The sequence below is a fragment of the Bacillus sp. JJ783 genome (assembly GCF_036963225.1).
Classification (GTDB): domain Bacteria; phylum Bacillota; class Bacilli; order Bacillales; family Bacillaceae_G; genus Bacillus_A; species Bacillus_A cereus_U.
On the sequence record NZ_JBALMG010000001.1, the window covers coordinates 1 to 12,858 of the forward strand.

Genomic DNA, 12,858 nt, shown 5'->3' on the forward strand with positions numbered 1-12,858 from the left:
AATGAGGCGTTTGTAAAAAACGCCTCATTTTTGTTTACCTTTTTTTGAATTACGATTTGCGTACTTCGCACTATTTTCTCCTTCGTACTCTAATGCAAATTCTGCATCTGGTAAGCTTTCTTTCGGAGTTTTATTATTATTAATTGCTGCATTTTGTTTTACTTTTCTTTTTACCACCATACTCACCTGCTCTCACTAAATAACTTTCTATTCTAGTTTGAAACAACTTACAGTAATTATTACTGGGAAGTGTTAACAAGTACATAAGAGCTTATATATGGAAATACTACATACGAACAAGCCATTATAAAAAGGAGCGATGACTTTGAAGGAGAAAGAAACGATCCAATCACCAATTTTAGACGAGACGCTCCCTCATCAAATGAACTTTCCCTCTTTTAAAGGAACAGGAAAACCAATGCAACAACCTTTTATTAATCAATACGATGTTGTAATTGGAGACAGTAAATACAATTCCACTAACAGTCCTCTTAATAACTGGAGTGATGAGGTAGACCCTGCCATTATGGCTGGAGAAGAATGGATCCATCCTACAAATGATATTGGGTGGATTTCAGAAGAAAATCAAGAACTACTAAAAAACGAAGTTGACAACAAAAATGATGCTTTTATGCACCCTCAATTTGGAATTAACGATTAAAAAAACCATTCTACCTAACGTAGGTAGAATGGTTTCATACTATCCAATAATAATTCTCTCTTTCGGATATTTATAGCGAGGTGGTTGTTCTCTTCCACCACTAGCTAATATAAATGTTAAAATACCGACGCGTCCGATAAACATAAGTACAATGAGTACAAGTTTACCAACAGTTGTTAGCTCTGGAGTAATACCTGTTGATAGTCCAGTCGTCCCGAAAGCAGAACAAACTTCAACTATTAAACTCATAAGTGGTACATTTTCCGTAATGGATAAAATAAATAGCGCCGAGGCACATAATAAAATCCCCATTGTCATAACGACAGATGCTTTCAACACATCCTCTTCATGTAGCTGACGTTTGAAAACTCGGACTGTTCTCCCACCCCTTGCAAATGTATATAGCGATAATATACTAACAGCAAATGTTGTTGTACGTATCCCGCCCCCAACTGAACTTGGAGATGCTCCAATGAACATTAATATACTCATAAATAACAGTGTTGGTTGTGATAATTCACGTATGTCCATTGTAGCGAGTCCACCACTTCGCGTCGTCACAGATTGGAATAATGTATAAAATACAGTTTCATGCCATGATTTTCCTACTAAAAAATGATTTCGTTCTAATAGAAAAATCATAATTGTTCCGACAATAACGAGTGCAAAAAATGTCGTTGTCGTCAATTTTGTAAATAATGAAAAGCGAAATAGTTGCTGTCGCCTTTTACTAAGGAATTGCTTTACTTCCATTAACACTGGGAAACCGATAGCTCCTAAAATAATAAGCAACATATGAATCATTTGAACAATATAATCTTTTTTGTACGGAATAAGTGATTGTCCTGTTAAATCAAATCCTCCGTTCGTTGTTGCACTCACAGCGGCAAAGAAACCGTGAAAATAAGCTTCTTGCCAAGTCGGGAAATATAGTAAAAATCTTGTACCTAACAGTATTGCTCCAATGAGTTCTATCGAAATAATTACAATTAAAATAGAACGCATCAATTCTACAAGACCCGATAAATTTCCTTGGTTATGGTCTGCCATAATTAACCTTCTTCGCTGCAAACCAATCTTTTTACCCGTTATAATCCAAACGAATGTACCAAGTGCCATAATTCCTAATCCGCCTAATTGTAAAATCAGGGCTAAAACAATAATTCCTGCTGTTGTAAACGTATCTGAAATAGTCACAACAGACAGTCCTGTAACGCTTACAGCACTAACAGATGTAAACAGCGCATCTATAAATGTCCATTTCACGCCAGGCTTCGTAACAAATGGTAAACTAAGTAAAATTACCGATACAACTACCGCTAGTAAATAAAATACAACGATAAGTTGCACGGGACGTAACTTTTGTAAAAACTTTTTTATATCTCTCATTCCATCACTTCGCTACCTTTTTTCTATCGATTAAATAAAGAAAAATCATCACTTTCTTCATTTGTAAATAACTGCTGAAATAGTTTCGCAAATACCATTCCGTATACAGTTCCATTTCCCCCATACGGCAATGCGTAATATAAATTATGTATTTTTTTATCTTCTTTTAAAATAGGAAGACCGTCATGACTGCCACCAAATGCTGCTGCCCAATAGTATTCTGCCTGTATATTATTAAGCAGTGGGAACATTTCTTTTACAATGTTAATAAGGAGATTACGCTTATTCAATAATTTCGTATCGCCGATTTTTTGAATTTTCAGCGCCTCATCTAATCCGCCTACAATAATGCGGTTTTGATACGTTCGACAATACAAATATGGACGTGCTGTTTCCCAAATTAATGATTGCTCATGCCAGCCTTCAAAATGATCTATCTTATTTGTCACAACGGCATAAGACGTTTCTACTGTTGTATTTTTTTCTTTCTTTCCAAAAATTTCTTCATAACCTGTCGCCATAATAACATTCTTTGCTACGATTTTATTTCCTGTATTCGTGTAACAAATTAAATCCTTTTGAATTTGTTTAATATGTAATGCCTCTGTATGTTCATATATAGTAGCGCCCATTTGTTTCGCTTTATGCAAAAGACTATGCGCTAATAAATACGGATTCACTTCTGCATCACCGCTTGTATATAACGCTGCTTGTTTTGCAAATGAATAACGTTTCTTAATATCAGACTCTGTAAAATATTCAACCGGAAATCCATAATGGCGTAACGTATTATATTCTTCTTGTAAAAATGAAATATCCTCATCTCTACTTGCATAATACAAACTATTTCGCGGAATAAAATGGGGATCAATATCGAGAGTTGACACAACCTTCTCCATTGTTTGCAGCGCTTCATAACAAAGTCTATATGCTCGTACCCCTTTCTCTTCACCAAATGTATGAATAAGAGAGGTTAACGATTTATCATTAACAAATTGTAATAATCCTGTATTTGCAGCTGTGCTACCACATGCAATTGCTCTTTTTTCAATGAGCATAACACGCATTCCAATTTTAGCTAACGAATACGCTATATGAGCACCTGCTTCTCCACTTCCAATTACTAGTACATCACATATCATATCATTTTCTAACGTTGGATAACAAGGTACAGAAACTCCAGCATTCCAAAACAACTTACCAGTCATAAGCTTCATAATTATACTCCTACAATGTATTTTTCTCCTTCCTATGTTTCGTCATTTCCCATAAAAAAATCCAACTAACATACGCTAGTTGGATTTCTTCTCTTTAATTAGAACGCTCTTCAAGCCAATTCCCAACCGTCGGATATGTTTGCTTTACAGCCGTTCCACCATACACGATAGACATATGTCCTGTCGGCAAACATACATACTCTTTATCTGTGCTAGAAATATGATCAAGTAAAGCTTCTACTTGACATGGCAGAGCAATGTGATCACGTTTCGCAGAAATATTTAGGACATTCGCCTTAATATTTGCAAGGTCTACCTTTTGTCCGCGAATAACGAGTTCACCCTTCACTAATTTATTATTTTGATAAAAATCACGAATCCATTGTCTATAAGATTCGCCTGGGAACGGAATACCATCGCCTACCCACTTTTGAACTAATTTCCAACTTTCGACGAAGCGCTCATTTTCTGAACGATCGACTAAAGCAACATATGGACCGACAAAGTTTGTAATTGGTTTTAACATCTTATTTCCGAAATCAATCATTTCTGGCGGAATATTTCCGAATGTATCAACCGCTTTATCTAAATTGAAATATTTCTCATCTAATAAAGGACCGTATAATCCTGTTTCAGAGAAATCAAAAGGACTTGTCATAAAAATCAAGTTACGAATTGGCATGTCCGGATGAAGCGCTGCATAAATAGATGTTAACGTTCCACCCATGCAATAACCAAGTAAAGAAATCTCGTCCGATTTTGCAGTTCTCATTACTTTTTTCACTGCTTTTGCGATATAATCGAACACGAAATCATCAAATTTCAAATGACTATCTTCTAAACCAAATGTGCCCCAATCAAGCATATACACATCAAAACCACGATCTACTAAATATTCCACTAAACTATTACCTGGAGTTAAATCCATAATATACGGTTTATTAATAAGAGCGTATATTAATAAGATTGGAACTCTCTGTGTTTTTTCTTGTTTTGGAATGTAACGATAAAGCTTCGTTTTATTCTTCGTCCAAATAACCTCTTTCGGTGTTAAACCAACTTGTGGTTCTGGTTCGCGTAATAAAATTTCGCTCGCTCTTTTCACACGGCGATATGCTTTACGATATTCTTCTGGGTACAACTCCAATTGCTTTTCCCATTCCGTTACGAATGTAGTCATTTTTTCTATCTCCTTTTTGGTCAATTTCTTTCTAAAAAAAGAAGTGCATTCCTGCTATGGATATGCACTTTTTTCTTACTTCATTACATGTATAATCCGCCGTTAATGTTTAATTGCTGACCTGTGATATACGCACCGTCACGGCATAGATATACTACACCTTTTGCAATTTCATCAGCTTGACCAAAACGTTTTTTCGGGATTTTCGCAACGATTTTTTGACGCACTTCTTCTGGTACTTCTGCTACCATTTCAGTATCAATAAATCCTGGGCAAATTGCGTTTACAGTTACATTTGTTCTTGCAAGTTCTAACGCTAATGATTTTGTAAATCCTAACATACCTGCTTTTGCTGCTGAGTAATTTGTTTGTCCAAATCCACCAGCTTGACCAATAATAGAAGAAATACTAATGATTCTTCCTTCTTCTGCTTCCGATATGTATGGAAGTACCGCGCTTGTTGTATTAAATACACTGCTTAAGTTCACGTCAATTACGCGCTCCCAATCTTCACGATTTAATTTTTTGAATGTACGATCTCTTGTAATACCAGCATTATTAACAAGAATGTCAACTTGACCAAAATGATTCACAGCTTCTTCTACAAGTCTGTTTGCATCTTCTACTTTAGAAACATCCGCTTGAACTGCATAAACATCATGTCCTTCTTTTCCTAATTCATTTACTAAGTTTTCAGCTGCTTCTTTACTGCTGTTATAGTTAATAACTACTTTTGCTCCCTCTTGTGCTAATGCTACTGTAATTGCTTTTCCAATTCCTTTTGCCCCACCTGTTACGATTGCTACTTTGCCATTTAATTGAACCATTTCTTTTCCCCCTTAAATGAATTTGTGAACGATTGTTATGAATCATTTTGGTACTCATACTAATTGAGTCCATATATTAATTATGTTTCGTTGTTTATACATGAAAAGAGATTCTCCCTCTCTTTTTTACACGTTATAAACAAACGCAATTATCATTTTTTATTTTCTGGCTTATTTACAGGCTTTACTTCTTCTTTTACAGGTACTTGTAGTTTAGCTAGTACTGCATTTTGCTTTTCTAGCAATTCTAAAATTTGATCAACTTTCGTTTCCAACGTGCGCATATCTTGTTTTACTTTCGTAACATCACGCTTTAATGTAGGAGCTTGTCCTAATGAATCCAATTTCTCTTCTAGAATTTCCTCGATGTTATCAACTTTATTTTCTAAGTTAATAACAAGCGTAGCTACTCTAGCGATATCCTCTCTCGTCGGCACATTCACCTGTTCTAAATAATTTTTTGTCGTATCATTTAATGCTTTTTGATAAAACAAATTCAAATCTAGAACGCTGCCCATCCAAGCAGAATATTCTTCTGTTTTAATTGTTTCATTGAGCGCTTTTCCCCAAAATGTTTCGGTTTGTTCATAAGCATTTTTCCATGCTTGCAATGGATCGAATTTTTGATCAATCACTTCGCCTACACTCCCTTTATCGTTTTTGAAACAATTCAACCTATTCACTATTTTCTAATATTCCGAATAAAACTTCAAGTCTATATTTTATTTTTCTTTATTTTCCAACAAATGTATTGACATTAAAAACAGATAGGTGTAAATTGCACTTATAAGCAAAAAATTCCATCTAACTGATTCATGAGGTGATGCACAATCATGCTACATAATGAACCAGAACACCCAGAAAGTTTGGAAAAAAACCAAGCGAAACAACCAAACTCCATGCCAAAAAACTTCTTAGTTCCTTTCTTACTTCTCTGTCTAAAAGACTGGAGTCTTCATGGTTACAAACTTATTCAAATGCTAATGGACATCGGCTTTTCTTCTGTTGACCAAGGTAATGTGTATAGGACCTTGCGCAAATTAGAAAAAGAAAATCTCATTTCTTCTACTTGGGATACAAGCGAAGGCGGGCCAGCGAAACGAATTTATTCTTTAACAGAATATGGAGAGCAATATTTAACAACATGTGCGACTTCTTTTGAACATTATCAAAATATGTTGCGGACGTTTTTCACGTTATACACCAATGCATTCTTTCCATTTTCTACTTCTCCAGAAAAGGATGAAAAGGATTCTTCATCTTCACCTGGTGGTACAGCAGAGTAATCTGCGTTCACAATATGCAAAAAAACATTTGGAGGTCACACAATGGAAACTAAGCCATACGAATTAGTCGATGCATTTTGGAAAAACTGGTCTCAATCTCTTTCCCTCTTCTCTTCAGCTGGGAAACAATTAGAGCAACTTACTTTAGAAACGTTAAAACAACAACAAGACGCTTTGCATAAATTAACATCAGGAGTAGATGAACTAGAAAAAGAACTACACCAATTCACTGCTCAGTTCAATAACCAATATACAGACTATGTGAAGCAATTAACTGGAAACTCCTTAAATGATCAAATTAACGAGTGGCAAGAAAAGTGGAATGAGCTTTCTAATCAAATGCACCAACTTACTGTTTCGCCTACGAAAACATCTTTGTCTATTCTTACTCAAACTAGCGGCCAATTTGAAGAAACAACAAAACACTTTATCGAACAACAACAGTCGCAGCGTGAAGAGGTTCAAAAACAGTTAGAAGTTTTTTTGGGAGAGTTCAAGTCCAAACAACTAGAACTCGCAAAGCAGTTCGAAGAAAACTCAAAAAATCTATTTACTTCCATCAAGTAAGAAAAATGTGGCAACTAACTGCAGCACAAACAAAACTCTTTCTTCCTCCTACTACATCAAGATGGCTTACATTTTTCGATATGGAAAAGAAGGAGGACAAAATGAATCCATTTCAAGAAGCACAAACTGTTCCAGAGCTTCGTTACGATGAGATTCAAGTCGGTGATCAAGCATCACTTACAAAAAAAATTACGGATGAGGACGTTATCAATTTTGCAAAATTGACTGGAGATGTAAATCCTATTCACATTCTAGACTCTTTTGCAAAAACGACAATGTTCAAAGAACGTATTGCCCATGGCATGCTCGTTTCAAGTTTTATTTCTACCATTCTTGGAACGAAACTCCCTGGCAAAAATACGATTTATTTATCACAAAACGTTTCATTCCGTGCTCCTGTCAAAATCGGTGATACACTTCGCGTTGTGGCAGAAGTTATTAAAAAGCGGGACGATAAAAAAATCATCACATTGCAAACAAACATATATAATCAATCTGATGATATTGTCGTAGAAGGTACAGCGACAATACTGAAAAAAGAGTAGCAAATTTGCTACTCTTTTTTCTATCCAAGAACTTCTAATCACACCGTTTACTTCCGTGTATGAGTACGTCGTTTACACATAAAATAACATTACCAGGTAGCACTTAGCTAAACTGGATTACTCTTTAAGGATGTGTATCAACATGGTGAAAACAAACAAATTACTAGTTCCGGGTGCAGAGCAAGCACTTGAACAATTCAAATATGAAATCGCACAAGAATTCGGTGTAAGCTTAGGATCTAATACAGCTTCTCGTTCTAACGGATCAGTTGGCGGTGAAGTAACGAAACGTCTTGTTGCTTTAGCTCAACAACAATTACGCGGATAACTATATAACCTATGGCTTAGAGGCAGATATTCTCTGCCTCTTTCTTTTTTAACATACATAATAGTGCTTCTTCACATACTAGTAAGAGCAAATCGAAAGGAACGATATGTGAAATGAAACGGATTAACATTAGCATGAGTCCTCCCCGTGTTCTTACTGTATCTTTTATTATGCTATCGATTATCGGTACATGCCTATTGAAATTGCCAATTGCTACAACAACGTCTATTTCATGGCTAGATGCCTTATTTACAACGGTTTCTGCTTGTACGGTTACAGGGCTTGGTGTTGTGGACACTGGTAAAGTATTTACCTTATTTGGCCAATGTGTCATTTTAACACTTATACAAGTTGGCGGGCTTGGCATTATGAGCTTTGCTGTTTTAATCGCAATTATGCTCGGCAGAAAAATCGGCCTTCAAAACCGGATTTTATTACAACAAGCATTAAACCAAACAAATGTCGGCGGAATCATTCGTCTTGCAAAAGCATTATTTTTATTTTCTTTTACTGTAGAATGTATCGCTACTTTATTTCTCTCCTTTGAATGGATACCAAAATACGGGGTTGCCAAAGGGATATATTACAGCTTTTTTCATTCTATCTCAGCCTTTAACAATGCTGGTTTTTCTGTGTGGAGCGATAATTTAATGTCGCACTCCCATAGTATTCTCGTCAATCTCGTTATTTCTTCTCTCATTATTTTAGGTGGGATTGGTTTTACGGTTATCGTAGATATAAAAAGAAAGAAAAACTTTAAAAACCTTACTTTGCACTCAAAGCTTATGCTCTCTTCTACTCTGATCGTCAATATTATTGCTACAATTTTTATTTTCATATTCGAGTTTCATAATTCAATTTCCATGAAAGGTTTTACACCATTTGAAGAAGGTATGGCTGCTTATTTCCAAGCGATTTCAACGCGTACTGCCGGTTTTAATACTGTTGATATCTCTGCATTATCAAAACCTTCTCTTTTATTAATGATGCTTCTTATGTTTATTGGTGCTGGTAGTGCTTCTACTGGTGGCGGGATTAAGTTAACAACTTTTTTAATTATGTTTTTAGGCGTATTTAAATTTTTGCAAGAACAAGATGATATTGTCGTATTTAAAAAATCCATTAAAGATACGCTCATTGTCAAATCATTAACGATTACTATTATTTCAATTTCGTTTATTTTTCTTTCCATTTTAATTTTAAGCATCACTGAAAAAGTTCCTTTATTAATGAGTGCTTTTGAAGTATTTTCAGCATTTGGAACTGTCGGCCTTAGCATGAATTTGACGCCACACTTAACAATCATTGGCAAAACAATTATTATCTTTATGATGTTTTTTGGAAAGATGGGGCCTTTAACATTAGCCTTTTCATTTGCACGTAAAAAACAAAGAAAAATAAAATATCCCAACGAAGATATTTTAACAGGTTGACAACCGTATAAATTATCCATATAATGAGAATACAATAGCATATCTCCAAAGGGGAGTAGCGTCCAAGAACTATTTCTTGGAAACAAAGTCGTCATTACGTAGAACTTAGTTCTTCCGGCTTTGTTGGCATTTTCATTACATATGTCTAGCAAGACCTTTGCCTATCAACGGCAGAGGTCTTTTTTGTTTTCAAATTCCTTCCACCGTTGATACGCAGGAGTATGGGGAAACTACACAGTGGGGAACTTCTTCACTTGTTTAGTCTTTATAGAAATGAGAGGAGAATGTACATGGATGTATCATTATTATTGGAGTATGGTTGGGTATTACTCATCCTAATTGCACTAGAGGGGATTTTAGCGGCTGATAACGCTCTCGTTCTCGCAATCATGGTAAAACATTTACCAGAAGAAAAACGAAAGAAAGCACTATTTTATGGATTAGCAGGAGCGTTCGTTTTCCGCTTCGGATCACTATTTATGATTTCGTTCCTAGTAGATGTATGGCAAGTGCAAGCAATTGGTGCGATTTATCTTATGTTTATCGCGGGGAATCATTTATTTAAAACGTATGTTAAAAAGAATTCACATGAAGAAACAGAAGAAAAAGAAGCAAAGAAAAAACAAGAGAACTTTTGGTGGACTGTATTTAAAGTCGAAGTTGCTGATATCGCCTTCGCTGTTGATTCAATTTTAGCTGCTGTTGCATTAGCAGTGACTTTACCAAAAACAGGATTAGGTACGATTGGTAGTCTTGATACAGGTCAATTTATCGTTATCTTTACAGGTGGACTTATCGGATTAGTTATAATGCGATTTGCAGCAACTGCTTTCGTACAAATATTAAAACGTAAACCAGGACTTGAAACTGCAGCATTCTTAATTGTAGGTTGGGTTGGTGTGAAATTAGCGATTTATACGCTAGCACACCCTGCTTTAGGTGTCATTCCGCATTCATTCCCAGAATCTACTCCGTGGAAGCTTACATTCTGGATTGTATTAATTGGAATCGCAGTTGGCGGTTGGTTCTTCTCGAAAGAAGTAGAAGTAAAAGTAGAAAAGAATTTAGACGAAAAAGCGCTGTAATTACAGCGCTTTTTCTTTTTTCCTCGTTTCAATCCCTCTCTATTTTTAGAAAAAATTCCATTATACTCCCTTTTGTAAACGCTTCCTTTTCGGATGTATGTCCTTTTTGTGAAATATTGAACAAACTTATTGAAAACGAGAACAAATCCATGTACTTTATTCATATAAGGAGTATTTATAGACGATGTACTAAAGGAGCGTATTACTCATGCTAGAACAAGGATTAGATTATGTTGTCAAACTGGCTAAGAGCAAAAAGCAAATGATAGATACAAACCCAATGCAATATTTCATTCGTGCTGCACTTGCTGGTATTTATATCGGTTTTGTTATTGTACTATGTTTTAAATTAGGTAACTTTTTTCACATTGCAGATTCACCAGCAACCTATTTAGCTGAGTCCATGTTTTTCGGAATTGCCCTCGTACTTATTATATATGGCGGTGCTGAATTATTTACTGGAAATACAATGTATTTCACAGTGGCAACTTTACGAAAAGAAACAACGATTTCTGATACACTTCGTAACTGGGTTGCTTGTTATGCAGGTAACTTAGCTGGCGCTTTATTCTTTGCCTTACTATTTTACGCAACTGGCATTTTCGGAGCAATTGATCACGGTCATTTAATGAATACAGTCGTTGAAGGTAAAATGAACACACCTACAATGCAATTATTCTTTAAAGCAATTTTATGTAACTGGCTCGTATGCCTTGCCTGCTTCTTACCTTCTCAAGTAAAAGGTGATACAGCAAAAATATTGATGATAATGATGCTTGTTTTCACATTCTTCTTATCTGGCTATGAGCATAGCATTGCAAACTTATCATTGTTTGCCTTATCTTTAGTTTCACCACATCCTGATACAATTACTTTCGCTGGGGCTATTCATAACTTAATTCCAGTTACAATCGGTAACATTATTGGCGGATCGGTATTTGTCGGTATGGTATATCATTACTTAACAAAGAAAGCACCTGTTGCTAAACAAGAAGAAACCGAATTAGTAGCAGCTCAAACAGAGGAAATTATTCCTTTACAAGCACATATGAAACACTAAAAACCCCAAAGTGTCTGTTATCAAGACCTAATTTAAAAAAATATTATTAAATCAACCCCCTAACATATTATATGTGTCTAATATGTTAGGGGGTTTTAAATTAATCAAAAAATTGATTTAACTGTTGCACTAAACAAGAAATCTAACATATAGGGGTAGCGACACATTCCCATCAAGTTAATATTTTGCAGCACCCCCAGAACGAAATTTTAGACCCTCTTATAACAGAGAAGATTATTTTATCGTTTTTGGGGTGACCTCTTTTCTTAGCTTGATAGGTATACATCAGGATCCCATGCCTATCAACTCCAGAACAAGAACAAACCGATTGATATACCAATCAGTTTGTTTTATTTACACATCTTCTCTTTTAAAAAGTCAATAAAAACAGATTTTGGTCTGCCTTTTAAATAGATAAAATCAATACTAATATTAATTTTCACTGGAGGTGTCATTTCCACTCGGATCAATTCTCCATTTTCTAATTCTTGTTTGACACAATGTTCAGGCAAGAAGCTAATGCCCATCCCTTGTATCACTAAATTTTTCGCTGTTTCCATATTATCTACTTCTAAAGATATAGTCGGGCTTACATCATTACTTGAAAATAGCCGATGAATCATGAGCCAATCCATTGATCCATAATCAAAGAAGATAAGGGGTTGTTTACTTACATGTTCTATTGTTACTTTTTCTTCTTTTAAAAATATATGATTTCGAGGCACAAAAAGGCCAATAGGGTCATTATAAAGACGGATTGATTCTACTTGAGGATGTTTTTCTGTTCGTACGATGCCAAAGTCAACTTCTTTATTAATAACCTTCTGTAAGATGTCTTGTGAATGACCAGTTACAATTTTTATTCTAACATCCTTAAATTCAGATTTGAAACCAGGTAAAATTTCAGGGAGGATATTATTAGATATTGATAAAGCACTCCCAATTACCAAGTCATATGGGATTGTTACTTGTTGCAACCCATACTTAGCTTCCTGATAAGATTGCAAAATTTTTTGTGCATGTGTAAAAAAATACTCTCCTTTTTCAGTTAAAGAAATCTTATTACCATTTCGATGAAAAAGCTTTATATTAATTTCACGTTCAAGTGATTGGATACGTGCTGTTACAGAAGGTTGGGTTAAATAAAGAGCTTCGGCAGCTTTATTGAAACTACCAAGTTGACAAACATATATAAAAGCTTCAATATTTTCAATATTCATGTCTAAACGCTCCTTACTTTAGCTCTCTATTATAATTTACTATAACATGTACACGTAAAA

At 35.1% G+C, this 12,858-nt stretch carries 15 protein-coding genes and 1 riboswitch; of the genes, 8 read left to right on the plus strand and 7 right to left on the minus strand.

Features of this window, described 5'->3' with window-relative positions; translation table 11 throughout:
• Positions 1 to 24: 24 nt before the first annotated feature.
• Positions 25 to 177 (minus strand): hypothetical protein, encoded by a 153-nt coding sequence (locus tag V7038_RS00005; protein WP_000240799.1) that lies wholly within the window; start codon positions 175 to 177, stop codon positions 25 to 27.
• A gap of 148 nt (positions 178 to 325) precedes the next feature.
• Here V7038_RS00005 and V7038_RS00010 point away from each other — a divergent pair, with 148 nt between their 5' ends.
• Positions 326 to 661 (plus strand): DUF3905 domain-containing protein, encoded by a 336-nt coding sequence (locus tag V7038_RS00010; RefSeq protein ID WP_002201254.1) that lies wholly within the window; start codon positions 326 to 328, stop codon positions 659 to 661.
• Positions 662 to 700: 39 nt separating this feature from the next.
• On the opposite strand, the gene V7038_RS00015 is transcribed toward V7038_RS00010, so the two are convergent.
• The 5 genes from V7038_RS00015 to phaR all read right to left on the minus strand — a co-directional run bounded on the left by V7038_RS00015 (position 701) and on the right by phaR (position 5,909).
• Positions 701 to 2,050 carry a TrkH family potassium uptake protein gene (locus tag V7038_RS00015; protein WP_002201255.1) on the minus strand — a complete coding sequence of 450 codons (1,350 nt, stop codon included), beginning with the start codon at positions 2,048 to 2,050 and terminating at the stop codon, positions 701 to 703.
• 23 nt (positions 2,051 to 2,073) lie between these two features.
• Complete coding sequence (locus tag V7038_RS00020) at positions 2,074 to 3,267, minus strand: NAD(P)/FAD-dependent oxidoreductase (RefSeq protein ID WP_335468659.1); 1,194 nt, start codon at positions 3,265 to 3,267, stop codon at positions 2,074 to 2,076.
• A 94-nt stretch (positions 3,268 to 3,361) separates the two neighbouring features.
• On the minus strand, positions 3,362 to 4,447 hold the full coding sequence (phaC, locus tag V7038_RS00025) for a class III poly(R)-hydroxyalkanoic acid synthase subunit PhaC (RefSeq protein ID WP_002201257.1): 1,086 nt from the start codon (positions 4,445 to 4,447) through the stop codon (positions 3,362 to 3,364).
• Positions 4,448 to 4,530: 83 nt separating this feature from the next.
• A complete protein-coding gene (locus V7038_RS00030; RefSeq protein ID WP_002030515.1) occupies positions 4,531 to 5,274 on the minus strand; it encodes an acetoacetyl-CoA reductase in 744 nt (247 codons plus the stop codon).
• A gap of 152 nt (positions 5,275 to 5,426) precedes the next feature.
• Positions 5,427 to 5,909 carry a polyhydroxyalkanoic acid synthase subunit PhaR gene (gene phaR, locus V7038_RS00035; protein ID WP_002201258.1) on the minus strand — a complete coding sequence of 161 codons (483 nt, stop codon included), beginning with the start codon at positions 5,907 to 5,909 and terminating at the stop codon, positions 5,427 to 5,429.
• A gap of 198 nt (positions 5,910 to 6,107) precedes the next feature.
• Here phaR and phaQ point away from each other — a divergent pair, with 198 nt between their 5' ends.
• The 7 genes from phaQ (at position 6,108) to V7038_RS00070 (ending at position 11,578) form a co-directional block, all read left to right on the plus strand.
• Complete coding sequence (phaQ, locus tag V7038_RS00040) at positions 6,108 to 6,560, plus strand: poly-beta-hydroxybutyrate-responsive repressor (RefSeq protein WP_000903018.1); 453 nt, start codon at positions 6,108 to 6,110, stop codon at positions 6,558 to 6,560.
• 42 nt (positions 6,561 to 6,602) lie between these two features.
• A complete protein-coding gene (gene phaP, locus V7038_RS00045; protein ID WP_002011575.1) occupies positions 6,603 to 7,127 on the plus strand; it encodes a polyhydroxyalkanoic acid inclusion protein PhaP in 525 nt (174 codons plus the stop codon).
• A 101-nt stretch (positions 7,128 to 7,228) separates the two neighbouring features.
• Positions 7,229 to 7,672 (plus strand): MaoC family dehydratase, encoded by a 444-nt coding sequence (locus V7038_RS00050; RefSeq protein ID WP_001067911.1) that lies wholly within the window; start codon positions 7,229 to 7,231, stop codon positions 7,670 to 7,672.
• Between the two features lie 142 nt (positions 7,673 to 7,814).
• Complete coding sequence (locus tag V7038_RS00055) at positions 7,815 to 8,000, plus strand: alpha/beta-type small acid-soluble spore protein (RefSeq protein WP_000241212.1); 186 nt, start codon at positions 7,815 to 7,817, stop codon at positions 7,998 to 8,000.
• 113 nt (positions 8,001 to 8,113) lie between these two features.
• Positions 8,114 to 9,433 carry a TrkH family potassium uptake protein gene (locus V7038_RS00060; protein ID WP_070146341.1) on the plus strand — a complete coding sequence of 440 codons (1,320 nt, stop codon included), beginning with the start codon at positions 8,114 to 8,116 and terminating at the stop codon, positions 9,431 to 9,433.
• A 38-nt stretch (positions 9,434 to 9,471) separates the two neighbouring features.
• Positions 9,472 to 9,644: riboswitch (yybP-ykoY riboswitch) on the plus strand.
• 79 nt (positions 9,645 to 9,723) lie between these two features.
• Positions 9,724 to 10,518 (plus strand): TerC family protein, encoded by a 795-nt coding sequence (locus V7038_RS00065; RefSeq protein WP_002201259.1) that lies wholly within the window; start codon positions 9,724 to 9,726, stop codon positions 10,516 to 10,518.
• 208 nt (positions 10,519 to 10,726) lie between these two features.
• Positions 10,727 to 11,578: a formate/nitrite transporter family protein gene (locus tag V7038_RS00070; protein WP_002201260.1), complete on the plus strand. Its 852-nt coding sequence runs from the start codon at positions 10,727 to 10,729 to the stop codon at positions 11,576 to 11,578.
• 350 nt (positions 11,579 to 11,928) lie between these two features.
• On the opposite strand, the gene V7038_RS00075 is transcribed toward V7038_RS00070, so the two are convergent.
• Positions 11,929 to 12,798, minus strand: coding sequence for a LysR family transcriptional regulator (locus V7038_RS00075; RefSeq protein ID WP_070138969.1), 870 nt, complete (start codon positions 12,796 to 12,798; stop codon positions 11,929 to 11,931).
• Positions 12,799 to 12,858 lie beyond the last annotated feature (60 nt).

Bases quoted from the DNA above. Each gene is read 5' to 3' on its own strand.
- V7038_RS00015 (WP_002201255.1), bottom strand. From the start codon at position 2,050: ATGAGAGATATAAAAAAGTTTTTACAAAAGTTACGTCCCGTGCAACTT.
- V7038_RS00020 (WP_335468659.1), bottom strand. From the start codon at position 3,267: ATGAAGCTTATGACTGGTAAGTTGTTTTGGAATGCTGGAGTTTCTGTA.
- phaC (WP_002201257.1), bottom strand. From the start codon at position 4,447: ATGACTACATTCGTAACGGAATGGGAAAAGCAATTGGAGTTGTACCCA.
- V7038_RS00030 (WP_002030515.1), bottom strand. From the start codon at position 5,274: ATGGTTCAATTAAATGGCAAAGTAGCAATCGTAACAGGTGGGGCAAAA.
- phaQ (WP_000903018.1), top strand. From the start codon at position 6,108: ATGCTACATAATGAACCAGAACACCCAGAAAGTTTGGAAAAAAACCAA.
- phaP (WP_002011575.1), top strand. From the start codon at position 6,603: ATGGAAACTAAGCCATACGAATTAGTCGATGCATTTTGGAAAAACTGG.
- V7038_RS00050 (WP_001067911.1), top strand. From the start codon at position 7,229: ATGAATCCATTTCAAGAAGCACAAACTGTTCCAGAGCTTCGTTACGAT.
- V7038_RS00055 (WP_000241212.1), top strand. From the start codon at position 7,815: ATGGTGAAAACAAACAAATTACTAGTTCCGGGTGCAGAGCAAGCACTT.
- V7038_RS00060 (WP_070146341.1), top strand. From the start codon at position 8,114: ATGAAACGGATTAACATTAGCATGAGTCCTCCCCGTGTTCTTACTGTA.
- V7038_RS00065 (WP_002201259.1), top strand. From the start codon at position 9,724: ATGGATGTATCATTATTATTGGAGTATGGTTGGGTATTACTCATCCTA.
- V7038_RS00070 (WP_002201260.1), top strand. From the start codon at position 10,727: ATGCTAGAACAAGGATTAGATTATGTTGTCAAACTGGCTAAGAGCAAA.
- V7038_RS00075 (WP_070138969.1), bottom strand. From the start codon at position 12,798: ATGAATATTGAAAATATTGAAGCTTTTATATATGTTTGTCAACTTGGT.